21 protein-coding genes are annotated in these 24,122 nt (G+C 72.4%); 10 read left to right on the top strand and 11 right to left on the bottom strand.

Annotated features, from left to right (window positions below; translation table 11 throughout):
- Nucleotide 1: 1 nt before the first annotated feature.
- From EV378_RS33620 to EV378_RS33605, 4 genes are all read left to right on the top strand, one after another.
- The gene (locus EV378_RS33620; protein ID WP_165922607.1) at nt 2–3,079 is read left to right on the top strand and encodes a DEAD/DEAH box helicase; all 3,078 of its coding nucleotides are present in this window, start codon (nt 2–4) and stop codon (nt 3,077–3,079) included.
- A gap of 67 nt (nt 3,080–3,146) precedes the next feature.
- The gene (locus EV378_RS33615; RefSeq protein WP_132431864.1) at nt 3,147–4,811 is read left to right on the top strand and encodes an AAA family ATPase; all 1,665 of its coding nucleotides are present in this window, start codon (nt 3,147–3,149) and stop codon (nt 4,809–4,811) included.
- The gene (locus tag EV378_RS33610) at nt 4,808–5,176 is read left to right on the top strand and encodes a hypothetical protein (RefSeq protein ID WP_132431862.1); all 369 of its coding nucleotides are present in this window, start codon (nt 4,808–4,810) and stop codon (nt 5,174–5,176) included. The genes EV378_RS33615 and EV378_RS33610 overlap by 4 nt, the downstream gene beginning before the upstream one ends.
- Before the next feature lie 262 nt (nt 5,177–5,438).
- Entirely contained in the window at nt 5,439–5,936 is a 498-nt protein-coding gene (locus EV378_RS33605) for a hypothetical protein (RefSeq protein ID WP_132431860.1), read from the top strand.
- A 136-nt stretch (nt 5,937–6,072) separates the two neighbouring features.
- Here EV378_RS33605 and EV378_RS33600 read toward each other — a convergent pair whose 3' ends face one another.
- Nucleotides 6,073–6,855: a hypothetical protein gene (locus tag EV378_RS33600; RefSeq protein WP_132431858.1), complete on the bottom strand. Its 783-nt coding sequence runs from the start codon at nt 6,853–6,855 to the stop codon at nt 6,073–6,075.
- Between the two features lie 1,048 nt (nt 6,856–7,903).
- Here EV378_RS33600 and EV378_RS33595 point away from each other — a divergent pair.
- The 5 genes from EV378_RS33595 (at nt 7,904) to EV378_RS33575 (ending at nt 11,510) form a co-directional block, all read left to right on the top strand.
- Nucleotides 7,904–8,740 (top strand): hypothetical protein, encoded by an 837-nt coding sequence (locus EV378_RS33595; protein ID WP_132431856.1) that lies wholly within the window; start codon nt 7,904–7,906, stop codon nt 8,738–8,740.
- 369 nt (nt 8,741–9,109) lie between these two features.
- Complete coding sequence (locus tag EV378_RS35680; RefSeq protein ID WP_165922606.1) at nt 9,110–9,646, top strand: PASTA domain-containing protein; 537 nt, start codon at nt 9,110–9,112, stop codon at nt 9,644–9,646.
- Nucleotides 9,647–9,935: 289 nt separating this feature from the next.
- Nucleotides 9,936–10,652, top strand: coding sequence for a hypothetical protein (locus EV378_RS33585; RefSeq protein ID WP_132431852.1), 717 nt, complete (start codon nt 9,936–9,938; stop codon nt 10,650–10,652).
- Between the two features lie 139 nt (nt 10,653–10,791).
- On the top strand, nt 10,792–11,145 hold the full coding sequence (locus EV378_RS33580; protein WP_132431850.1) for a hypothetical protein: 354 nt from the start codon (nt 10,792–10,794) through the stop codon (nt 11,143–11,145).
- Nucleotides 11,146–11,159: 14 nt separating this feature from the next.
- The gene (locus tag EV378_RS33575; protein WP_132431848.1) at nt 11,160–11,510 is read left to right on the top strand and encodes a hypothetical protein; all 351 of its coding nucleotides are present in this window, start codon (nt 11,160–11,162) and stop codon (nt 11,508–11,510) included.
- 204 nt (nt 11,511–11,714) lie between these two features.
- On the opposite strand, the gene EV378_RS33570 is transcribed toward EV378_RS33575, so the two are convergent.
- The 8 genes from EV378_RS33570 to metK form a co-directional block, all read right to left on the bottom strand.
- Nucleotides 11,715–12,326, bottom strand: coding sequence for a riboflavin synthase (locus tag EV378_RS33570; RefSeq protein WP_132431846.1), 612 nt, complete (start codon nt 12,324–12,326; stop codon nt 11,715–11,717).
- A 64-nt stretch (nt 12,327–12,390) separates the two neighbouring features.
- Nucleotides 12,391–13,113 (bottom strand): ribulose-phosphate 3-epimerase, encoded by a 723-nt coding sequence (rpe, locus tag EV378_RS33565; RefSeq protein ID WP_132433090.1) that lies wholly within the window; start codon nt 13,111–13,113, stop codon nt 12,391–12,393.
- A gap of 827 nt (nt 13,114–13,940) precedes the next feature.
- The gene (locus EV378_RS33560; RefSeq protein ID WP_132431844.1) at nt 13,941–15,539 is read right to left on the bottom strand and encodes an RsmB/NOP family class I SAM-dependent RNA methyltransferase; all 1,599 of its coding nucleotides are present in this window, start codon (nt 15,537–15,539) and stop codon (nt 13,941–13,943) included.
- A 584-nt stretch (nt 15,540–16,123) separates the two neighbouring features.
- A complete protein-coding gene (locus tag EV378_RS33555) occupies nt 16,124–16,342 on the bottom strand; it encodes a hypothetical protein (RefSeq protein ID WP_132431842.1) in 219 nt (72 codons plus the stop codon).
- Complete coding sequence (locus EV378_RS33550; RefSeq protein ID WP_132431840.1) at nt 16,339–17,277, bottom strand: methionyl-tRNA formyltransferase; 939 nt, start codon at nt 17,275–17,277, stop codon at nt 16,339–16,341. Before EV378_RS33550 ends, EV378_RS33555 begins: the two co-directional genes overlap by 4 nt.
- Nucleotides 17,274–17,822 carry a peptide deformylase gene (gene def, locus EV378_RS33545; protein ID WP_132431838.1) on the bottom strand — a complete coding sequence of 183 codons (549 nt, stop codon included), beginning with the start codon at nt 17,820–17,822 and terminating at the stop codon, nt 17,274–17,276. The genes EV378_RS33550 and def overlap by 4 nt, the downstream gene beginning before the upstream one ends.
- A 97-nt stretch (nt 17,823–17,919) precedes the next feature.
- Nucleotides 17,920–20,205 carry a primosomal protein N' gene (locus EV378_RS33540; protein ID WP_243653887.1) on the bottom strand — a complete coding sequence of 762 codons (2,286 nt, stop codon included), beginning with the start codon at nt 20,203–20,205 and terminating at the stop codon, nt 17,920–17,922.
- A 418-nt stretch (nt 20,206–20,623) separates the two neighbouring features.
- Entirely contained in the window at nt 20,624–21,826 is a 1,203-nt protein-coding gene (metK, locus tag EV378_RS33535; RefSeq protein ID WP_132431836.1) for a methionine adenosyltransferase, read from the bottom strand.
- Between the two features lie 319 nt (nt 21,827–22,145).
- Between metK and EV378_RS33530 the strand changes: the two genes are divergently transcribed.
- Entirely contained in the window at nt 22,146–22,628 is a 483-nt protein-coding gene (locus EV378_RS33530; RefSeq protein ID WP_132431834.1) for an SH3 domain-containing protein, read from the top strand.
- 3 nt (nt 22,629–22,631) lie between these two features.
- Here the strand turns inward: EV378_RS33530 and coaBC are convergent, their stop codons facing one another.
- On the bottom strand, nt 22,632–23,849 hold the full coding sequence (coaBC, locus tag EV378_RS33525; protein WP_132431832.1) for a bifunctional phosphopantothenoylcysteine decarboxylase/phosphopantothenate--cysteine ligase CoaBC: 1,218 nt from the start codon (nt 23,847–23,849) through the stop codon (nt 22,632–22,634).
- Nucleotides 23,842–24,108 carry a DNA-directed RNA polymerase subunit omega gene (gene rpoZ, locus EV378_RS33520; RefSeq protein WP_132431830.1) on the bottom strand — a complete coding sequence of 89 codons (267 nt, stop codon included), beginning with the start codon at nt 24,106–24,108 and terminating at the stop codon, nt 23,842–23,844. The genes coaBC and rpoZ overlap by 8 nt, the downstream gene beginning before the upstream one ends.
- Between the last annotated feature and the right edge of the window lie 14 nt (nt 24,109–24,122).

Below are 24,122 nucleotides of genomic sequence, written 5' to 3'. Positions count from 1 at the left end.
GATGCGGCTCCACCTCGGCGTCCAGCGCTGGCTGAACGCGACGGGATGGAGCTCGCTACGGCCGGTCCAGGCCGCGGCCGTCGGCCCAGTGCTCGCCGAGGATCCGGACGTGATCATCACGGCGCCGACGGCGGGCGGGAAGACCGAAGCCGCGTTCCTGCCGATCTGCTCGCGCCTGGCCGGCTCCCGCGACGACGGGCCGGTCCCGGCGGGCGTCGAGGTGCTCTACGTCAGCCCACTCAAGGCGTTGATCAACGACCAGTACGACCGGCTCGGGCTGCTCTGCCGCGACCTCGAGATCCCGGTGCACCGATGGCACGGCGACGTCCCGGCGTCGGCGAAGGCACGGATCCGTCGCAGCCCCGCCGGGATCGTCGTGATCACCCCGGAGTCGTTGGAGGCGCTGTTCGTCACTGCGGGTCCCGACGTCGCGCGCATCCTCGGCGGCCTGCGCTACGTCGTCGTCGACGAGCTGCACGCGTTCCTCGGCACCGAGCGGGGCATGCAGCTCCAGTCGCTGCTGCACCGCGCCGAGGAGGTGCTCGGGCGGCGGGTCCCGCGGATTGCGCTCTCCGCGACGCTCGCGTCGTCGCAGGCCGCCCGGGAGTTCCTCCGGCCGGGCGCCGGTGAGCAGGTGCAGCACATCGACACCGGCCAGCGGGGCGACGTGCGGCTGCGGGTGTTCGGCCACCAGCGCCGGAACCCGACGACCACCGGCGCCGAGGACGAGCCGTCCGACCTCGTCGCGATCAGCGAGCGGCTGTTCACCGGGATGCGCGGGCGTGACCATCTCGTGTTCGCGAACCGGCGCTCGGACGTCGAGCGCTTCGCCGACAAGCTGTCCCGGCTCTCCGACGAGTACCGGGTACCGAACGAGTTCTTCGCCCACCACGGCAACCTTGCCAAGCAGGAGCGCGAGTTCGTCGAGCAACGACTGAAGGACGACGGCCTGCCGACGACGGCGGTGTGCACCTCGACCCTGGAGATGGGCGTCGACATCGGGTCGGTGGACGCGGTCGCCCAGATCGGCCCGCCACCGGGCGTCGCGAGCCTGCGACAGCGGATGGGCCGTTCCGGTAGGCGGGGTGGCGTGCCGCGGCTGATGGTGCACGTCGGCGAGGACGAGATCTCGGAACAGATCTCGCCGCTGGACGAGCTGCGGCCCCGGCTCGTCCAGACCGTCGCGATGATCCAGCTGATGGGCGACCGATACCTGGAGGCGCCCGATCCCGCCCATCCGCACCTGTCGACGCTGATCCAGCAGGTGCTGTCGGTCATCGCGCAGCGCGGTGGTGCCTCCGCATCGGCGCTGTTCGGCACGCTCTGCGACCGCGGTCCCTTCCGCCGGGTTGACCAGCCGATGTTCGTGGACCTGCTGCGCGCCATGGGCGCCGCCGAGCTGCTGCAGCAGGGCTCCGACGGGCTGTTGCTGGCCGGGCGTGTCGGCGACCGGATGGTCAACCACTACAGCTTCTACACCGCGTTCCATACCCCGGAGGAGCTGCGGGTGGTCCACGGGTCGCGCACGCTGGGCACGATCGCCGCCGACCACACGATCCGCGTTGACGGCCTGCTGCTGTTCGGCGGGCGCCGGTGGCGGGTGGTCGAGGTCGAGACCGACAAGAAGATCGTGATGGTGACCCCGTCGTCCGGCGCCCGCCCGCCGAGGTTCGAGGGGTCCGGCGGCCCGCTCGTCGCCGACGAGGTCCGGCGCCGGATGCGGCGGATCTACCTGTCCGACGACGTGCCGGGCTGGATCGACGCCGAGGCCGCCGGGCTGCTCGGCGAGGGTCGGGCGGCGTTCGCGCGACTCGGCCTCGCGCACACCGGGTTCGTGTCCCGTGGCAACGAGACGCTCGTCCTGCCGTGGCGCGGCGACAAGATCATGAACACGCTCGCCGTGCTGATGCAGACCCACGGTCTCGCCGTCGCGCAGGACGGGGTCGCGCTGACCGTCGACGGCGTGTCCGCGCAGTCGCTGCAGGACCTGCTCGCCGGGCTCGCGGCCTCCCCCGCACCGGACGCGCTCGAGCTCGCGGCCGAGGTTCCCGGGCTGGAGCTGGACAAGCACGACCGGTACCTGCCCCGCGAGCTCCTGGTGCACTCCTACGCGGCCCGGTTCCTGGACGCCCCGAACACCTGGCAAGCCGTGCGCGACCTGGGTTCGACCGCCGCCACGACCCCGGCACCCACGCAGGTGCCGGCAAGGGGCCGGGCGACGCTCGGGACGACCCCGTTCGCCGTCGTCGACGCCGAGACGACCGGGTTCGACGCCGACGGCGCGGACCGGATCGTCGAGATCGCCGTCGTACGCCTCGCCCCCGACGGTTCGCTGCTCGACTCCTGGTGCACGCTGGTGAACCCCGGCCGGTCCGCCGGTCCGACAGCCCTGCACGGCCTGACGAGTGCCGACCTGGCCCGGGCACCCGCCTTCGACGACGTCGCGGACGACCTGCTCGCCAAGCTGGGCGATGCGATCGTCGTCGCCCACAACGCCGACTTCGACCACCGATTCCTGCACACAGAGCTGACGCGGGCCGGGCGACCCGCCCCGCAGTGGCCTGTCCTGTGCACCCGCCGGCTCGCCTACCGCCTGGCCAGCGCCACCAGCCGGCGCCTCACCGACCTGTGCCGCTCCGAAGGACTCCACCACGAGGGGGCCCACTCCGCCCTCGCCGACGCCGACGCCACGGGCCGACTGCTCAGCGTCTACCTCAAACGCGCCGACGCAGGTGGCATCACCACCGCCGCCGACCTCGGCGTCGCACCGCTCGTCCTCCCGACGGCGCCGCCCGCACCGTCGAATCCGGCCGAGGTCCACCTCCGCACGACCGCACCGCCCGACCGACGCGTGCTCGCAGGCGACGCCAGCGGGGACCCACGCCTGGACGCCTTCCTCGACCTGCTCGAGACCGTCCTGGCCGACCACGTCATCACCGCGGACGAGGAACGCAGGCTGACCGACCTGGCCACGGCCACCGGACTCACGGCCGCCCAGGTCGCGGCCTGCCGGCACGCGGCGAACGTGGCCCGTCCCGAGCGCCCGATGTTCCGAACAGCAGGTATCCCCCGCCCGTGACCGCGGGCGGTCGACCACAAGCAGCCTGCCGCACGGAGACCCCCGCTCCCCCCGGAGGCGACACCGCATGACGACCCCGCCGGATCCCCTCGTCGACGTGGTCCTCACCCTCGCCGACGAGGACGGCTCCACACCGGACGAGGTCAAGTACCTCGTCCTCGCCGCACTGGACGGCGACGCCGCGCTCGCCGACGCCGCCGACGGCCGGTACGACTGCCCCGAGCCGGCGCCCGCGGGCAAGGGGTCCTCGACCGAGCCGGTCGGCGCCTTCCTGCAGTCGATCACAGTCAGCGGCTTCCGCGGGGTCGGCCCCGAGCGCACGTTGACCCTGCACCCCGCACCCGGCCTGACGGTCGTCGCCGGTCGCAACGGTTCCGGGAAGTCCACGTTCGCCGAGGCCCTGGAGGTCGGCCTCACGCGGAAGAGCTACCGCTGGGCCGAGCGCGCCGCCGACTGGCAGAACGCCTGGGGAAACCTGCACGTACGCGGGCCGCGGCACATCCGCATCCGGATCGGCGAGCAGGACGTCGGCACGACGACTGTCGGGATCGACTGGGCACCGGGCGTCGAACGGTTCGACGACCTGACCAGCTGGGTACAGCGGCCCGGCGCGAAGCGCGAGGACGGGCTCGGCAGCCTCGGCTGGGGCACCGCGATCGGCCTGTACCGGCCGATCCTGTCCTACGAGGAGGTCAGCGGCCTGCTGACCGCCGAGCCGAAGAAGCTCTACGACGCGCTGTGCGCGATCCTCGGGCTCGACCAGCTGGTCACGGCGCAACAACGCCTCGACACGCTGAAGAAGACGACATCGGCTCCCGTCGACGACGCCCGGACCGGGGCGACGGCCGTGAAGAAAGCGCTCGCGGAGTCGACGGACGAGCGCGCGATTGAAGCGCTGCGGCTGCTGCGCAAGCACTCCCGTGATCTCGATGCGCTCCGCGCCCTCGCGACCGGTTCCCGGGCGACCTCCGCCGGCGCGCTGGGCTCCCTGCGGAACCTCGCCGACCTGGAATTGCCGGACCGCGCGACCGTCGACCGAGCCGCCGGGGACCTCCGGGCCGCCGTCGGCGACCTCGCCCTGTTTCTGCCGCGCGCCACCCGTCCGGGGAGCCCGTTCCGGTTCGTCGTGCTCGACGACCCGATCCAGGCCATGGACCCCAGCAAGATCGACGGCCTGGTGTCGGTGCTGGCCGAGCACGCCCGGACCCGTCAGGTCGTCGTGTTCTCGCACGACGACCGGCTGCCGGAGGCGGTCCGCAGGCTCGTCCCGGACGCCCGGATCGTCGAAGTCACCCGCGCCGCCGGTTCCGTCATCGAGATCGGCGACACGCAGGACCCCGCCCGACGCGACGTGGACGACGCCCGGGCGTTCGTCCGTGACCCAGCGGTTCCGGACGAGTTGGTCCGCCGGGTCGTGCCGCGACTGTGCCGGTCCGCCGTCGAGACCGCCGCCCGGGACGCCTGGTACGCCCGTGCGTTCGCCGGCGGCGCGGACCGGCAGGTTGTCGAGTCCACCTGGTCCGACGCGCGCAACCAGCCCCAGCGGATCGCGCTCGCCCTCCATGGAGACCGCGAGCGCTCCACGGACGGCTGGCTCCGCGCGGTGGCGTACTGGTCGACCGCGCTCGGTGTGTGCGGCAGCGCGAACCACGACACGCTCCGCTCAGATCCGAAGTATGCGGTCGAGTGCGTAGGCAGGCTGGTCGACGATCTGCGCGCGACGATCCGATGACCTCCGCCGAGGCGCTGCTGAATCAGGCCGGCGACGTGCTCGACGGCACCGTCCACGTCCCGACGGCCCAGCGGACCCGCTCGGCCGGACATCTCGGCCGGCAGGCGCTGGAACTCGTCGTCGCTCAGGCCTGCCTCGCGCACGACGCCGACCTGCCGGGCGCGCCGATGCGGACCCGGCTGATCGTCCTTGACACGCTAGCGCCGGCCGACGTGTCCCGAGCCGCTCGCTCGGCATGGGAGGGACTGAGCCGGAGCTACCACCGCCACGCCTACGAGCTGCCGCCGACCGACATCGAGATCCGTGTGCTGCTCGCGACCGTCCGGACACTGCTCGACTCCCATGGGAACCGCAGCGACGGGTGACCCGGCAGTCAGTTCACAGCTCCGCCTGTGATGCCGGCGACGACGCGACGGGCCGGCATCAAACAACGCGGGACTTCGCCTGGCATCCGGCGGCGTATCGCAGGCTAGATCAACAATCGTGTCGCACTCGCGACCAGCCCGACCGGCAGCTGGCCACAGCAGATCCGACGCGATCATGTCTCCCCAGTTCTGAGGATCATCGTTAACGAGCCCTCACCAGCTCCCGACAAGCGGACGAACCGCTAACGAGGAGAGGGGCAGCATGACGCTGAGCAACTCGGCCGACGTCACCAACAGCCAGACCGACGGATCCGGCATCGATCCTGGGCTGGCCGCGATCATCCAGGCCACAGAACAGGAACAGCCAGGCCCACAGTGGATCAACCTGCTCGCCGGACCATGGCTGGTGCAAGGCCGACCGGTAAGCGCCGCAGCGTTCGTCGACGGGACACGCGACTCCCTGTTCAACTCCGTGTGGAACACCCCTGACGCTCGCCGATTCCGCGGTTCGGACGCCGAGAAGCGCCAGATCATCCTGCAAGACCTGCAGCCCGCGATGGGCGTCGTTGAGCAGTCTGCGCATGTTGCCGCCGCGGTCCTGCACCTGGTTGACGTCACGATCGTGACGGCGACCGGTCCGTCGCTGCACCCACCGGTGATCCGCATCAAAGCCAACTCTGTCGACGCCTGGTGGGTGACCGACTTCGAGGTCAAGCAGCCCAAGGGCGGCGGAGGCATCGGCGTCGGGTTCAGCTTCTGAGCCCGGTCCGCCCCGAAAGCCAAGGTCGTCCGGCGTCGACCACCGCTCCGCTGTGCCCGGCGTGCACGCGCCGGGACCGAAGGCGGAGACGGGCCGGCTGCCACGGCGAGTGACATGGGGCTTGTCCGGCCGCCGTTCAGCGTTCACCACATGGGTAGGTAAACGCACCTCCGGCTTCAGCAACGGACTCGTCCTCGGTGAGCCCGTCCCCCCGGTAGCGACCGACGGCGTCGACCGCAGTCCGGAGTGCGACCGTTCCGGCCGCGTCGGGAATCCGGGCCTCGGCCTCGTCTCCGCTCAATCGCCCGGAGACGACATCACGGAGTAGGCGCTCGAGCTCAGCCCGGCACTCGCGAGGGTCCCCGCCGCCGACTGCCGTCTCTGGCACCCCAGTGGCCGGGGTCGAGGTCTGCGATGTCGCCGCATCGGTCGAACCCTCGGAACCGATCTTGGCCAGAAGAGTCGGGGGTAGATCGTCGCCAACTCCGATCAGTGTCTCGATCTCGTTCTGGCTGACCGTGAGGACGCGTCCGTCGTCGTTACACATCAGGCGGGAGGTCACCGAGACCGGCTCGCCCGCCGCACTGATGATCCACTGAAACGACCGGCCGTCGACATCGCGGAAGTTGTCCACGGTCTGACCACGCATCCCGGTGCTGCGAAAGTCCCCACCGGTCCCCAGGAACGCAACCGGCTCCCGGGCCGAGCAGTAGAGCTTGCCCAGTTCGATGGAGGTGCATTCACGTGGGACCACGGCCGTTACCCTCGGATCGGATGAGGTCGCCGCCACCGTGCAACCGAGAGGCGACCTCCCGGTGCGGGCCTGCGACGTCGTGCCCGATTCACCGTTGTCGTTCGATGCGGTTACCGCGAGCGTGATGACGACAACTCCCACCGCACCCAGGACGACGATCGCCACCACCGCCATCCACGCCGTCGGCCCCTGCCGTGGCCGACGCACTACATGGAGGGGCTGCGTCGGGCTTTCGTCATACGGCCATCGAGGTGGGCGCTGGGAAGGCAACAGTCACTCCGGGATGACGCACGGATTCAGACCGATGACCCTAGCGAGATACTGTCACCAGCTTCACCCAGGCCTGCTCTCGAGCAGTGACGGCCGACGGCGCACTCGAAGCGCCGCCCTCCGTCACCGGTGCCGACCTGCAGCCAGTCAAGCATGCTCCGCCGATAGCCTCGACCTCACCTGAGGCCGACCTCTGTAATGATCGGGGCAACACGAATGCGCGAACCCACCCACCAGGAAAGCCGGGCAATCAGGGTGTTGGGGTTCATCGCCCTGACCGCATTCGCGGTGTGGCTCCCATTCTATCTCGCGGGAACTTTCGATGGCCCGCATACCGTTGACTCGGCTCCCGCATCGTCGGAACCGCCGACTCCAAGGCCATCGGCTCCGCCGCCTGCGGCGTCATCCGCGGCGACCAGCGGTACCGTCGCATGCACGATCCAATCCGGATCTGGGACTTTCTTCGTCAACGTATGGAGCCAGCCGACGGCAGTTTCGTCGACTGCCAGGGAGGCACCGTTATTCCGGGTGACGCATACGATCTGCTGGATCGCCCCGGCGTCGACCTACGGTGCCGAATCAACACGGAGACTCCCGGTGCGGTGTCGTTCACAGGGGTTTACAGCGATATTGAGAAGCCGAACCTGGCGGCCGCGCGCCAGTTCTGTAGTACTCACGGAGGTACGCCGACGACTGACCTTCGCACCCATGGCGATGGTCGGCATCGTTATCAACCGTCAAATGAGACAGTCAACCGGGCCATCGGCGAGCGGCTCAACCGGCCACCGTGCAGACCCCGTCTCTCCCGGTTGGCACTCACGATCGGCTTGTTCCTCCATAGGCTGCTGGTTGACGCACAGAGGTAGGCCGGGTCGCCGTCGACGGGGGCAACCGGCGACGGTGGCGACGCCGTCCCTGCAAGCCTGCTCGGTACTGTCCGCGCGTGGCCGGGCAAGAAGCTGCGATGCGTAGCGAGCCAGAGACGACTGCGGCCCGTCTCGAACTCCTCAACGAGTACTTCGCTCGGGAGCTGCTCGGGCAGGGCGGAATGGTCTGCGCGAGCCGGGACGAGTGCCGACGATCCGCACTGTTCACCAAGAACGCGGCACCACGGGCGGGGGTCGCGTTCGCCGAGGCGCAGCTCCCCCATGTCGGCCAGCACTTCGATCTCGTCGAGGGCGAGACCGCGCTTCGCATCCTGATCGTTGGCATGGAGATGGGCGAGGCCGAGGAGTGGATCTCCATCGAGCGTCGACGGCAGCAGATCATGGCCTCGGCCGCGAAACCGATGATGGCGAGAAACCCGCACATGCAAGGCGTGACCAGCGCGCTCCGTCTCGGGCTCGGTCGCCCTATCGGCGCGGACCGTCTCGGCGAGCTGCTCGACCTCGACGAGCCAACACACATCTTCGACGCGTGCGCCACCAGCAACGTGCGGCTCTGCTCCGCTCACGGTGACGGCCGGAAATCGCACGGCACCCGCTTCATGTCCGACCGCTGCCTGCGGCACCTCGCCCACACGATCGAGATCCTCGAGCCGACCCTGATCATCGCCCAGGGCGAGGTCGGCACGGCCATCAACGCGGTCGTAGAGCACCGCGAGGACGCCGGCGCACACCTGTCCCGGATCATCGTGCGCGGCGTGCCCACCTTGCTCGTTCGGTTCACGCATCCCAGCGCGTGGGGCAAGGACGGCTGGAGCGGGCTGAACCGGGCCTATCTCCGGAATGTCGTCGTTCCGGTGATGACCGCCGCACGCTCAGCGATCCACCAGACCTGAACAGTGTGCGCGCTGCGCTTGCTCGTCAAAGGTGATGAATGGCGCTAACGGCGTAGCGGGCTGATGCGCTGAATGGACGTAAACAACGCGCACACGTCGGAAGGTGTCGCCATGATCCAGCCGCCAGACACTGCCTCACCCGGACCGACCGGTGGCGTCGCGGGTGCGCCCGCCACCGGCCCCGGTCGCGGGCCCCGGCTCGGGTGGATCGCCGCGGCACTTGGCTGCACGCTGCTTGTGATCCTCGGCATTGTGCTGGTTGTAGGCGGTTCTCCCAACGAGCCGGGTGTCAGCCAGCAGTCTTCGGCGGCGCCGTCAGCTGACGCGTCCCGCGAGCCGGACGACCCGGCACGGTTCGGCTATTCCACGGTGCCCGCACTGATCGGGCTGACCGGCGACCAGGCCAGCGCGGCGTTGAGAGCCGCGGATTTTCGAGCCGTCGACTTCACGGTCAACTATGCGGCGATGAACTCGACCGTCGAGTGGCAGTCACCGGCACCCGGAACCCTGTGGAGCAAGACGTCCTCGGTGAGGCTGACGCTTGACCCGACGACTGCCACACCGGCCCTGCCGCAGCCGAACCCGGTCTACACCGCGGCCCCCGCGGCGCCGACCACGCCATATGTCGAGCCGAGCTCGACCTACACCTACAAGGTCACCGGCCGGAATCGCGCGATGATCACCTACAGCGCCTCGGGCGGGAACACCTCGCAGGTCTCGTCAGCCAGGCTGCCGTGGTCGAAGGCCGTCGACTCCCCGGGCATCAGCGGCATGGACTTCGCCTACGTCTCGGCGCAGAACTCCGGCAGCGGCACGATCTTCTGCCAGATCATCGGACCATCCGGGAACGTGATCTCGGAGAACTCCTCCGAGGGCCCGTACGCGATCGTCACCTGCCAGAAGTAGCGCACGAACTGCTCACCGGGCGACGAGGACAACCATGCAGAAGGAGTGCGCGAACTGCCACACAGGTCTCGGAGTTCCCACGCACAGGTCGGGTGGCGTCCCGGCTGCAGTGGCGTGGAAGAACTCGTGCCGCCCGTGTGCGGAGGTGGCCTCGGAGATGACCGAGCTGGAAGGGGACCGCCCGGGCGGCGCGGCGATCCAGATCTGGCGCTGCCGCGTGTGCGGCTCTCGACGGGCGTGCCGGCCCGGTTGGCGGACTCGCTGTCATTCGTGTCTTGATGAGCGGACCGTGCTCGACGACGCGGTGCTCGACGGCCTCGCCGAGGAGCTGCGAGAGCACCTCGACGAGGAGCGGACCGCCATGCTGCGCGACGGTTTGAATCTCGGCCCGGACGAATGGGTCGACGATGTCGAGGCGTTTCAGCTGTTCTCCGCGCTCGACGTCGAAGACGAGCTGGGGTTCTACGACCGGGCGGGGTGGACGCTCGTTGCCGGCAACCTGAAGGGGCTGCCGTGGGGATGGACCGACGACCCGCACAGCCACGGCGTCTGGGGCCGCCATGACGCGTGCGGAACCCTGCAGAACGTGCGCCGGCTCGCCGAGTGCGCGGTGTGCGAGCCCGAGCCCGGCTCGCGTACCCACCGTGCTCGGGCCGACCGTCAGCAACTGCTCTACGTGGTCGGCTTCGACCACCCCGAGCTCGGCCCGCTGCTCAAGTACGGCCACGGCGACCGCGAGCGCCTCAAGGCCCATATCGCTGGCGGCGCCGAACCCGTCTGGGTGCTGCAGGCTCCCCACCACCAGGTCGTGGCGGCCGAACGAGAATTGCGACGCGAGCACCGCAGCATCGCGATCGGACCCACCACCGGCCTGCCCTCCTCGTTCGGCCGCGGCCGGGAGGTCGTCCCGGCTTCGGTCGATGTAGCGCTCTACGCCGGGCTGCGCGACGCCGGAGCACAACTGGTGACCTCGCAGTTCCTGCGACGGCGCCCGCTCGCGACCTGAGAATCCCGAACCGCCGCCGACGCGGCAGCTCCGATAGTCAGTACTGACTACGCCGATCAGCCCTCGCTAACACCGGCCATCTGGCCGCGATTCGACTGATGACACGCGCGATAGACACCAATCGGATCGAGGAGAGCAGATGGACGCACGCCTGACCGGCCGCCAGCGGCGGACCGTCGACGCCGAGATGTCCCGGGTACTGGGCAACGACGATCGACCGCCGATGGTCTCCGGCTGGACCGAATTCGTGCACAACGTCCAGGCGGAGTCCCAGATCGCCCACGGACAGCCGCGGTTCCCACACGCCATGCACGTCATGCTCACCGTACTGACCGGCGGTTTATGGGCGCTGGTCTGGTGGGCCCACTGGATGGGCTCTGCCCGCCGCCGTTATCAACGTGCCCGCCGCGCCGAGCTGCGCCAGGCCGGCCTCTACAACGCCCGCGACCTGTTCACCCCGGGCGGGCCGCACACCCGCGCCCCGGGTCGATGAGAGAGACGCCTGCCATGACCCTCGCCGACGAGTTCCGCCAGAGCCAGCTCGACGTCTGCGCCGAGCTGATCCGCGACACCCCCTACCGGCCGACCCGCTTCCTGCACGAGATCGGGCAGCACACCGGAGACGAGGCCGTCGAGTTCACCTGCCGCTTGATCATGCAACCAGTGATTTCGTCATCCGGGTTCCGGCGCATGCTCGCACTCGACCGAGCGACCCAAACCATCGAATACCAGGTGCTACTAGAACAGTGGCGGCCGCTGTTCGGCGAGCGCCCCGACGACGTACTCGACATGGCACGGTGGCGTCTCACCCACCACGGCGTCACACCTCCCGACGCCGTCGTCGCCCAGCGACGATGACGCGGGTGACGACTTCGCGATCAACTTAGCCCGGCTCGATACTCGCCGGACCACTCGGCCGATCGGTCGACCCGCTCGCCAAGCGCTAGCCGAGCCCGGAGCGCGTGACGAGTTCACGCGTGCAGGACCACGATCCCTGCAGCGCAGATATCTAGAACTCAACGCTGGAGCGGCATGCTCAACCGAGCGGTCCGGTCCAGACGGCTATCTTTCCAGCTCAGAGCGGGTATAACCGCCCGACAGGCGCTCCACGTACTTCGCGATCACATCCACCTCGATGTTCACCGGGTCACCGGGGTGCAGGGACCCGAGTGTGGTGTCCGCCAACGTAGTCGGGATCAGCGCGACACCGAACCCGTCCGGGTGCAGCGCGGCCACGGTGAGCGACACGCCGTCCACGGCGATCGAGCCCTTCTCCACCACGTACCGGGACAGCTCGGCCGGGAGGCTGAAGCGGACCTCGTCGCTGCGCTCGCCCGGCGTGCGGCCGACGAGCGTGGCGATGCCGTCCACGTGTCCCTGCACGATGTGGCCGTCCAGGCGGCCGTCGGCACGCAGCGCACGTTCCAGGTTCACCCGTGACCCGGGCCGCAGCGCGCCCAGCGACGTGCGTTTGAGCGTCTCCGGCACGAGTTCGACGCGCATCTCGCCACGGCCCGGCGGGCGGACCGCGGTGAGACAACAGCCGTTCACCGCGACCGAGTCGCCGTGCCCGACCTCGACCGCGCGCTCGCCGCGCACCGTCAGCGCGACGACGTCGTCATTGTGGACGAGGTCGACGACCTCGCCGACCTCCTCGACGATTCCGGTGAACACGCCCTCGCCCCTTCCCGGCTTCCCACGACACTCGTCCCGTCCGACCACCACACGACCGCGATCGTCACCCCGATGCCCCGCTTCCGGCCACTCCGGGCGCCCACCGGTGCGGGCTGGTGCGCCGCACCGACTCCCGCAGTGCCGCGACGGCCCGCCCCGGATCGGCGGCCCCGTAGACGGCCGACCCGGCCACGAAACAGTCCACACCGGCCTCGGCGGCCGCCTCGATCGTGTCCGCGTTGATCCCGCCGTCGATCTCGACGAGGAGCGTCAGATGGCCGGTGTCGACCAGGCGGCGGGCGGTGCGCACCTTCTCCAGCACGTCGGCGATGAAGCTCTGCCCGCCGAACCCGGGCTCGACGCTCATCACCAGCAGCGTGTCGTAGTGCCGGAGCAGTTCGACGTACGGCTCCAGCGGCGTTCCCGGCTTGATCGACAGCCCGGCCAGGGCACCTGCGGCGCGCAGGTTGCGCGCCAACGCCTCCGGCTCGTGCGCGGCCTCGACGTGCACGGTGACGTTCGCCGCGCCGGCCTCGGCGTACCCGATCGCCCACCGGTCCGGGTCCTCGATCATCAGATGGCAGTCGAGGGGGATGTCCGTCGCGGCGCGCAGGCTCTCCACGACCGGCAGCCCGAGCGTCAGGTTGGGCACGAAGTGCGCGTCCATGACGTCCACGTGCAGCCAGTCTGCGCCCCCGCCCTCGGCGCCACCGCCCGGACCGGCCACCGCCGCCGCCTCGTCCGCGAGGCGGGCGAAGTCCGCGGACAGGATGCTCGGCGCGATCATCGGCTGCACACGCGCAGGCTACTTCCCGCTCGGGTCCCCGATCGGTGCCCCCGAAGGAGTCGTGTGCCACACCACGCCCACATCACGCCGCTGCCACTCCGACCGGTCCATGATCGGCGGAACCGGCACAGGGGCGCCACCGGTGGCGCGTTACCGCCACTCCTGCCGATCATGGTCAACCGGGCGGCGCGCACACGGCGGGATACGTCCTCGTCCGCCGGCGCCGGCGCAGCCCCTGCGCCCGGCCTCGCCCAGCGCCCGCCCAGCCTAGCCCAGCGTCCGGGACCGACCTTGATCAGCGCAATCGGTCAGGACGCGCCACCAGTGGCACGTTCCGACCACTCCCGCTGATCATGCGGGCGCGGGTCCACCACCGTGCCCGCCCGGCGTCGCCCAGCGTCCGGGGCCGAGCATGATCATCGGAATCGGTCAGGACGCGCCGCCAGTGGCACGTTCCGACCACTCCCGCTGATCATGCGGGTGCGGGTCCACCACCGTGCCCGCCCGACCCCTCCATGATCAGCAGAACCGGTCCAGGTGCGCCACCAACGGCGCATTCCGGCCACTCCTGGCGATCACGGGCGGCGCACCGGATCAGCCCGGAGTCCTGCTGGGCCGTGATCAGCGCAATCGGTCAGGATGCGCCACCGGTGGCACGTCCTGACCACTCCGGCCGATCGTGGTCGGCGGGTGGCCGTCGTCGCGCCGGCGGGGCTGATCGTCGCCGTCGTCCGGGGTGCTGCGCCTGCCCGGCCTCGACGAGTCCCCGGTCCGGCCGGGCCGGCCCCCGGTGAGCCCCGGCGCGCCACAGGCCGTCGGGCGGACGGTCAGCTCTCGGTCGGGCGGCGGAGGAGGGCGATGAACATCGCGTCGGTGCCGTGCCGGTGCGGCCACAGCTGCACCGTCGGACCCTCCCCCAGCGCCGGAATGCCGTCCGGCATCGCCGCTCGTGTGTCCAGGCGCTCCACCTCGGCCAGCGGCGTACCGCGGCGCAGCGCCCTGACCAGCACGCCGACGGTCTCGGACAGGTGCGGCGAGCACGTCACGTAGGCGACGACCCCGCCCGGCCGCACGTGCCGCAGGCCGGCCAGCAGCAGCTCGCGCTGCAGGGTCGCGAGCGCGGTGATGTCCTCCGGCCCTCGCCGCCAACGCGCCTCCGGCCGGCGACGCAGAGCACCGAGCCCGGTGCACGGGGCGTCGACGAGCACGCGGTCGAACGTGTCGTCGGGCAGAGGCGCGGCACGGCCGTCGGCGGTGTGCACGGTGACCGGCAGCTCCGCCACCGCGGATCGGACGAGGTCGGCGCGGTGCTCGGTGATCTCGACGGCGTCCAGCGTCGCTCCGGAGAGCTGCGCCAACCCGCCGAGCAGGGCGGCCTTCCCGCCCGGCCCGGCACACAGGTCCAGCCACCGACCGCCGTCCGGCCCGACGAGCTCGGCGCGGGTCAGGGCGAGCGCGGCGAGCTGGCTGCCCTCGTCCTGCACGAGCGCCATGCCCTCGGCCACCGGCTCCAGCTCGCCGATGTCACCCGCTCCGGCCTCGAGGTGCACACCGTACGGCGAGTAGGGCGCGGGCTCCCCACCCGTGGTGAGCGCCAGTTCCTCGGCCGAGATGTCGCCGGGCCGTGCCAGCAGGTGCACGACCGGCCGGGTGTCGTCGGCGGCGAGCGCGGCCGTCAGCTCCTCCCCGGTCGAGCCGAGCGCGTCGGCGAACGCGCGGGCGATCCAGACCGGGTGCGCGTGCCGCAGCGCCGCCGAGCCGACCGGGTCCTGCTCCGCGTCCGGTGCCAGGCGGTCCAGCCAGGTCGCCTCGTCGTTCTCGCCGATCCGGCGCAGCACGGCGTTCACGAAACCGGCCGACCGCGAGCCGGCCTCACCGCGGACGAGCTCGACGCACGTGTCCACCGCCGCGTGCGGGGGCACCCGGGTGCGCAGCAGCTGGTAGGCGCCGAGCCGCAGCGCGTCCAGCAGCGGGTGCTCGATCTTGCTGAGCGGGCGGTCGGTGCAGGCGTCGATGACGGCGTCGAGCAGGCCCTGTGCCCGCAGCGTGCCGTAGCCGAGCTCGGTCGCCAGCGCGGCGTCCCGGTCGCGCAGGCGGTGCCTGCGCAGGATCGAGGGCAGCGCCAGGTTCGCGTAGGCGTCCCGCTCCCGGACGGCGGTCAGCAGGTCGTACGCCGCCTGCCGGGCGGGGTCGACGCTCGGCGGCCTGCCGGGGCCGACCCGCCCGCGGGGCGGACCGGCGTTGCGCGGCCCGGGCCCGGTCCGTCCGCCGGCACGGCCACCACGGTCTCCCCGGTCATCGCGATCAGAGCGATCACGGCGGTCGGGGCGATCGGAACGGCCGCCGGCACGGTCGAAGCGGTAAGGGCCCCGATCGTCGGAGCGGTTCCGTCCACCGCCGTCCGGACGCCCGCGGCCACGGGCCACGTCGCCGCCGGAACGGTCGTGGCTCGGACGTTCCCCGTCCCGCGTTCCGCCGCCACGCGGACCACCGCGCCCCGCGTCGCGGCCCGACGCGCCTCGTCCGGGCTCCCGGCCGTCGCCACGGCCGGTCTCGCGACCAGCACGACCGGGACGGTCGTCGCCATCGGGGCGTCCACCTCGGCGGTCGGCCCCGTCGCGCGCACCACCGCGGTCGGGCCCGCCGCGCGCACCACCGCGGTCCGATCCGCCGGGTCCTCCGCGGCGGTCCGATCCGCCGGGTCCGCCCCGTCGGTCCTGCCCGCCGGATCCGCCCCGTCGGTCCTGCCCGCCGGGTCCACCCCGTCGGTCCTGCCCGCCGGGTCCACCCCGTCGGTCCTGCCCGCCGGATCCGCCCCGTCGGTCCTGCCCGCCGGATCCACCCCGTCGGTCCTGCGCGCCGCGTCCGGCGTCCCGTCCGCGACCAGCTCCGCGGTTCTGGCCGCCGTCGCCACGACGGCCGGAGCCGGCGCCCCCGCCCGACTGCCGATCGCTCTCGCCCCGGCCGGAGCCGGGCGCCTCGCCCTCCCGACGCTCCGGATCCTGCTCGCTCACCGTGTCTCCTCGCCGTTCCCGCGGCGCCGGGTCGTCGGCACCGGACGGATCATCCCCGTCGTCCGTGCCACTCCCGCCACCGGCGCCGTCGCGCCGGACGCCGGCCGGACCGGGTCGGGCCGCGTCTCGTTCGAGCCCGCCGTCGGCCCGGTCCCGTTCGCCACCGGCCCCGCGTTGCCGATCCGTCCGCCGTCGTGCCCCGCGGAACCGGTCACGCGAGCGTCTCCCCCGCCTCGATGCGGGCGCCGCGCGCCCAGTCCGTGGCCGCCATGGCGCGCTTGCCGACCGGACGGACCTCACCGAGCTCCACCGGGACCGTCGACGTCCCGGCCAGCACCCGCTTGCGCTCCACACGCAGCTCGCCGGGAGCGAGCACCACGTCCGCCGTGCCGGTCCGCAACGGGGCGACCGGACCGACACCGAGCCGCTCGCCGCGGAACTCCACCCAGGCGCCCGGATCGGGCGTGACGGAGCGGACCAGCCGGTCGACGACGACGGCCGAGGACTTCACGTCCACCCGCGCGTCGGCGGTCGTGACCTTCGGAGCCGTCGACACCCCGTCGGCCGGCTGCGGGACGGCCTGCACCGTGCCGTCCTCGATGCCGTCCAGCGTGGCCGTGAGCAAGCCGGCCCCGGAGATCGCGAGCCGGCCGAGCAGGTCGCCCGCCGTGTCCGACGGGCCGACGGTCTCGGTCACCACGCCGAACGTCGGGCCGGTGTCCATGCCCTCCTCGAGGCGGAACGTCGTCGCACCGGTCACGTCGTCGCCCGCCCGGATCGAGGCCTGCACCGGTGCGGCACCGCGCCAGGCGGGCAGCACCGAGAAGTGCAGGTTCACCCAGCCGTTCGCCGGAACGTCCAGGGCGGTGCGCGGCACGAGCGCGCCGTAGGCGACGACCGGCACGCAGTCCGGCGCGGCCTCGCGCAGCGCGTCCAGGAACTCCGGGTCCGACGGGCGACGCGGCTGCCACACCGGCAGCTCGGCCTCGTCGGCGAGCGACGCGACGGGCGACCGCACGACCTTGCGGCCACGTCCGGCTCGGGCGTCCGGCCGGGTCAGCACGGCGACGACGTCGTGGCGGGGCGAGTCGAGCAGCGCCCGCAGGGACGGCACCGCCGGCTCCGGGGTGCCGGCGAAGACCAGTCTCATCGGGCCTTGCCGAACAGCGGGTGCGGGCTGGCCTTCACGACCGGCTCCGGCTCGTCGAACCAGGCCGCCTCGCGGATCTCGCGCATCGCCTGCTTGCGGGTCTCCGGGTCGAGCCGGTCGACGAACAGGACACCGTCGAGGTGGTCGGTCTCGTGCTGGATGGCGCGGGCGAGCATCTCGCTGCCCTCGACGACGAGTGGCTCGCCGTGCATGTCGAACCCGCGGGCCACGACACGCAGCCGCCGGCGGCAGTCCCATCCCAGGCCCGGGATGGACAGGCACCCCTCCATTCCGAGCTGGTCCTCGTCCCCGACCGCCTCCCACGTCGGATTCACCAGATGACCGGTGAAGCCGTCGGCGTCGTAGACGAACACCCGCGCGCTCACGCCGATCTGCGGCGCGGCCAGGCCGGCACCGCCCTCGTCGTGCATCGTGTCCATGAGGTCGGAGACGAGACGGCGCAGCTCGGCGTCGAACGACTCGACCTCGGTCGCACGGGTGCGCAGGACCGGGTCGCCGAAGAGCCGGACGGGCTGGATCGCCACAGGTCTCTCCCTCGCTGCTCACAGTTGGCCGGGTGCGGATGCCGCCGTCCGATTCTGCCACCTCGGCGCGGACCGCCCGATGGCGGCGGAACACCCGTCAGCCGATGCCGGTCGGATCCATCCGCACACGGACCGTATCGGTGGCCTTGCGGGCGCTGCGGCCCGCCTGGGCCGCCGCCAGCGCGGCGGCGAGGCGCCTGCCGTCGGCCCGCGGCACGCGCAGCAGCATGCGTTCGCGCAGCTGGTCGTCCGATCCAGGGGGGCGCTCGCCGGGCCGGTCCGGCGGGTCGATCTCGACCGGGCCGAGCAGCTCCAGCGACTCCGGCGCGTCGGCGGACGCGGTCACGGCGTCGACGGTCTCGGCAACGGCGTCGGCGGCACCCTCGACGGCAGCCATCCGCACCGCGGGAGGGAACCCCACCTCGGCGCGGGCGGCGAGCTCGTCGACCGCGTGGCCGGCCGGGTCCCATCGCACGAGCGCCTGCACCGTGGGGAGCGAGGAGTCCGCGACGACCACGACCCGCCCGCCGTCGGCGTGCGGGACGACGGCCGCCGCGGCGCCCATCCAGCGGCGCAGCGTCTCCTCGGCCACGGCCAGGTCGGGCCGGGACAGCATCGCCCAGCCGTCCAGCAGGAGGGCGGCGCCGTAGCCACCGTCGACGGCCGGTTCGGCACCCGGCGTGGCGACCACCAGCGACGGACCGGCGGGCACCGCGTCCAGCACCGGCGCGCCACCTCCGGACGTCCGGATCGTGACGCCCGGGAACGCGCGGCCCAGCTCGTCGGCCGTCCGTCCGGCACCGACCACGCCGGCGCGCAGCCGCCGGGACCCACACCCGGCACACCGGAACGCCGGCTCGGCCCGCCCGCACCACCGGCAGTGCGGGAGCCCGGCGGCCGCGGCATCAGCGGGCGCGCCCCGCCCGGATCCCGCGCCGACCGGCCCCGCACCGTCGGGTACCCGACCGCCGGGCCTCGCGGCGTCGGCCGCCTCTGCTCGCCCGGGTCGGGCGCCGCCCGCAACGGTGTCGGGAGCGGCCCCGCGACCGCCGGCTCGATCCTCGACCGCCGACGTGGACCGAGCGCCACGGCCGGAGAAGGACGGGCGGTCCGGTCCGGATCCGTTCGCCGAGGACGGCTGGGGCAGGCCGAGAGGGCCGGCGCAGTGCCGGCACCGGGCCGTCTCCCGGCACGTCGCGCACGCGAGCCATGGCAGGTACCCGGACCGCGGCACCTGCACCAGGACCGGTCGTTCGCTCCCGAGCGCGGCGCGGGCGGCCTCGAACGCGACGGCCGGGACGCGGGCCGCACGGGCCGTCGGGTCCCTGGCGAGCTGGGTGTCGGTCTCGCCGATCGCGGTGACCCGGGGCGAGCGCGCCCGCACCGTGGCCCGGTCGGCCATCACCTCGCTGGCCCACCCCGTCGCGACGAGCACCTGGGCCTCCGCCGTCCTGGCGAACCCGCCGACGAGCAGCGCCGCACCGGCCTGGTGCGCGCGCAGCACCAGCACGTCCCGCACGTGCGGGTAGGGGGCGCGCGGTTCGGTGTGCGAGTCGTCACCGTCGTCCCAGATGGCGAGCAGGCCCAGCCCGGACAGCGGCGCGAACGCTGCCGACCGCGTCCCGACCACGACGCGGACGGCGCCGCGGCGCACGGCCAGCCAGCGCCGGTAGCGCTCTGCGGGACCGAGGTCGGCGCTGAGTGCGACGACCCCGTCCGCACCGACACGGGCGGCGCAGGCGGCCTCCAGCACGTCGACGTCGCGCTGGTCCGGGACGACCAGCAGCGCGCTCCGCCCCGCGCTCAGCGTCGCGACGGCCGCCTCGGCGAGCCGCACGGCCCAGGTCTCCCCCGGCAGCGCCTGCCAGACGGCGTGCGCGACCCGGCCTCCGGACAACGCGTCCAGCAGCGCGGATCCACGCGGGTACGACGTCCAGCCGTCCGGATCGGGATCCGGCAGCGGCGGCGTCTCGGTCCGCGAGCGGGGCGTCTCCTTCTCCACCCGCGCGTGCCGCGGCGGGACCGCGAGCCGCAGCACGTCGGTGAGCATGCCCGCCTGGCGGTCCGCGACGGAGCGGCACAGCCGCTCGACCTCCGGCGTGAGCACCGGCTCCGGGGACACGACCTTGTCCACCCAGGCCAGGCGCCCGGTGTGGGCCGACTCCTCGGCCCGGTCGAGCAGGAACCCGTCGACCAGTCGCCCGGCGAACCGCACGCGCACACGCACGCCGGGGACGGCGTCGGCGTCGAGATGCGCGGGTACGCGGTAGTCGAAGGGACGGTCCAGGTGGGCGAGCCCGACGTCGACGACGACGCGGGCCACCGGCGCCGACGGCGCGGGCCGCCATTCGCCTCGGGTCCGGCTCGCCGGTGGGGTGCTCACGCTCCGGGGTCTACCAGACCACCCGGACCCGGCCCGCCACGGACCGGCGCGCGGACCGGCGGGCCGGGCGGCGTGTGGGTCGGTGCAGGTGGGGCTCACGTGCCGGAGCATGCGCCGACCCACCGACATTCTCGGGTGCACGCAGCCCGTGATCAGCGAAAGCGTCCGGATCGAGGCGGGAATCCGCCCGCATCCGGACCGTCCCGCCGATCACCGGCGCGGGGCACGGCCGCTCGACCGTCCCCGCCGGGCTCGGCGCGCCGCCGGCGACGCGGCCACGGCGATCGCGACGCCGCCGCCGCCGGGATCACGCCCGGACCACCGCACGACCGCCACATCCGTGCGGTGCGGGATCACCGCCCGGGCACACGCGTGGCCGGGTCCGGCGAACCGGACCCGGCCACGGGCGTCGGACAGATCAGCTACCGGCGACCGACTTCAGGGCGTCGGCACGCGAAGTGTCCTCCCACGGCAGCTCGACGTCGGTGCGGCCGAAGTGGCCGTACGCGGCGGTCGGGGCGTAGATCGGACGCAGGAGCTTCAGGTCGCGGATGATCGCGGCCGGGCGAAGGTCGAAGACCTCCTCGATCGCGGCCTGGATCTTCGCCGGGTCCACGTTCTCGGTGCCGAACGTCTCGACGAACAGGCCGACCGGGGCCGCCTTGCCGATCGCGTACGCGACCTGGACCTCGAGCCGCTGCGCGAGACCCGCGGCGACCGCGTTCTTGGCCACCCAGCGCATCGCGTACGCGGCCGAGCGGTCCACCTTCGACGGGTCCTTGCCGGAGAACGCGCCACCGCCGTGACGGCCCATGCCGCCGTACGTGTCGACGATGATCTTGCGGCCGGTCAGGCCCGCGTCACCCATCGGACCGCCGGTGACGAACCGGCCGGTCGGGTTGACCAGCAGCTTCGGCGCCGACGGGTCCCAGCCCAGCGCCTCCACCTCCGGCGTGACGACGTGCTGGAGGATGTCCGGGGTCAGCATCCCGTCGAGGTCGACGTCCGCCGCGTGCTGCGAGGACACGACGACGTTCTCGATGCCGGCCGGCTTCTCGCCCTCGTAGGCGATCGTGACCTGGGTCTTCCCGTCCGCACGCAGGTACGGCAGCGTGCCGTTCTTGCGCACCTCGGTGAGGCGGCGGGACAGCCGGTGCGCCAGCGCGATCGGCAGCGGCATGAGCTCCGGCGTGTCCATGCAGGCGTAGCCGAACATCATGCCCTGGTCACCGGCGCCCTGCTTCGCGATCTCGTCCTCGGCGGACTCGACGCGCTTCTCGTAGGCCGTGTCGACACCCTGCGCGATGTCCGGGGACTGGGCGCCGATGGCGATGTTGACACCACAGGTGGTGCCGTCGAAGCCCTTGGCCGACGAGTCGTACCCGATCTCCAGGATCCGGTTGCGGACGATCTGGTTGATGTCCGGCTGGGCGGTGGTGGTCACCTCACCGGCCACGTGCACCTGACCGGTCGTGACCATCGTCTCGACCGCGACACGGCTGCTCGGATCCTGCTCGAGCATCGCGTCGAGGACCGAGTCGCTGATCGCGTCGCAGATCTTGTCGGGATGACCCTCGGTCACCGACTCGCTCGTGAACAACCGACGGCTCGTGTTCGCCACGCGCTGTACTCCATCCGATTCGACTGTCGCGGCCGGATCGCCGCGCTTCACACGGCCGCGCTCATGATCAGCGCGACCTCTGGCGGTCAACCCTAGTGCAGAACCGCCGTCCGTCCGGGATGGAGAATCAGAAAGTAGTCACACAGCGTGACATCGCCCTAGATGTCGTCACCCCGGGTCGCCGGATGTGGTGATTGCCGCACGGATCACGCATCCCGGCATCCCCCAGTCGTTGGACCGGACAGAGCAACGCATCCCGCCAGATGCGTCAGCTCAGTTGCCACGGCCACGGAGCCGGGTCCACCCAGGAGGTCATCGGATGAACACTCGACGTCGGATCACGCTCGCCGTCACCGCGCTCGCCGTCTGCGGGACGTCCGCCGGGATCGCGGTCGCCGGCACCGCGTCCGCGGCAGGCACCGGCACCTGCACCGACACCGTGAAGGTGCGCTCGGAGCCGTCGAAGACCGCTCCCGTCGTCGGTACCTGCGAGAAGGGCCAGAGCACCCGGGTCGGCGCCACGAAGAACGGCTTCGTCCAGCTCGACGAGTTCGGCGGCTGGGCGTCGGAGAAGTACGTGAAGACCGGCTCCGCCTCGCAGGGGCGCACGGCGCCGAACACGACCGACGACTCGGACGGCCGCCGGAGCACGTCGCCGGCCGGTCAGGACCGGGACCGGGATTCGTCCGCGCGCGAGGGCTCCTCCGGTCAGAGTGATTCCGGTCGCACCGGCGACCGCGACGCCCCCGAGGCCACCGGCAGCGGCGGCGCAGACGCGGTCGGCGGCCTCACCGGCCGGTAGGCCCTACAGGCGGGCGCGGACGGCGTCCCACAGCCGGGACGCGAGCAGGGCCTTCGAGCCGTTCGGGATCTCCTGCTCGCCGCCGTCCGCGCCGAGCAGCCACCCGGCGTTGTCGCTGACCTCGAACGCCTTGCCGTCCCCGACGGCGTTCACCACCAGCAGGTCGGAGCCCTTCCGGCGCAGCTTCTCCCGGCCGTGGTGCAGTGGGCCACCGGTCTCGTCGCCGGTCTCCGCGGCGAACCCGACGACGACCTGCCCGGCCGGACGCTCGCGCACGAGCCCGGCGAGGATGTCCGGGTTCTCCGCCAGCCGCAGTGGCGGCACCTCGCCGCCACCCTTCTTGATCTTGTTCTCGGCGAGGTCGACCGGCCGGAAGTCCGCCACCGCCGCGGCCATCACGACGGCGTCCGCGTCGGTGGCCGCCTCGTGCATCGCGACCTGCATCTCCCGCGCGGTCGGCGCGTGCACGACGTGCACGGCGGCCGGGTCGGCCAGCTCGGCCGTGTGTCCCGCGACGAGCGTCACGCGCGCGCCGCGCTGCGCCGCGACCCGTGCGATCGCGTACCCCTGGCGGCCCGACGACCGGTTGCCGAGATAGCGGACCGGGTCCAGCGGCTCCCGGGTGCCACCGGCACTGACCACGACGTGCCTGCCCTCCAGGTCACGCGGCAGCGCGTCCGCCCGCTCCAGCAGCAGGTGCGAGAACTCGAAGATCTCGGCCGGGTCCGGCAGGCGGCCGGGTCCGGTGTCCTTGCCGGTCAGGCGGCCGGACGCCGGCTCCAGCACGACCGTCCCGCGCGAGCGCAGCAGCGCGACGTTGTCCCGGGTGGCGGGGTGCTCCCACATCTCGGTGTGCATCGCGGGCGCCAGCAGCATCGGGCAGCGCGCGGTGAGCAGCGCCGCGGTCAGGAGGTCGTCGGAGCGGCCGTGCGCGAGACGCGCCATCAGGTCCGCGGTCGCCGGTGCGACGACGACGAGGTCCGCCTCCTTGCCGAGGCGCACGTGCTGGACCGACGGAACGTCGGAGAACACGCCGGAGGCGACCGGCTGCCCGGAGAGCGCCTCGAACGTGGCGGCGCCGACGAACTCCAGCGCCGCCTCGGTCGGCAGCACGCGCACGGCGTGCCCGGACTCGGTCAGCCGACGCAGGAGCTCGGCGCTCTTGTAGGCGGCGATGCCGCCGGAGACGCCGAGCAGTACCTGCGGAGGTGTACTACTCACCCTCGGTGTGCTCGAGCATGCCGGACTGGATCTCCCGCATGGCGATCGACAGCGGCTTCTCGCGCGGGCCCGGCTCGACGAGCGGGCCGACGTACTCGAGCAGGCCCTCGCCGAGCTGCGAGTAGTAGTCGTTGATCTGGCGGGCGCGCTTGGCCGCGTAGATGACCAGCGCGTACTTCGAGCTGACCTGGCCCAGCAGGTCGTCGATCGGGGGGTTGGTGATGCCCTCGGGGGCCTGGCCCACGGGGGTGCCGGTCATCGGCGTGCTCACTG

It is taken from the genome of Pseudonocardia endophytica (genome assembly GCF_004339565.1).
GTDB lineage: Bacteria > Actinomycetota > Actinomycetes > Mycobacteriales > Pseudonocardiaceae > Pseudonocardia > Pseudonocardia endophytica.
The sequence above is the reverse complement of the archived record's forward strand: the minus strand, read 5'-3'. Positions and strand labels throughout refer to the sequence as shown.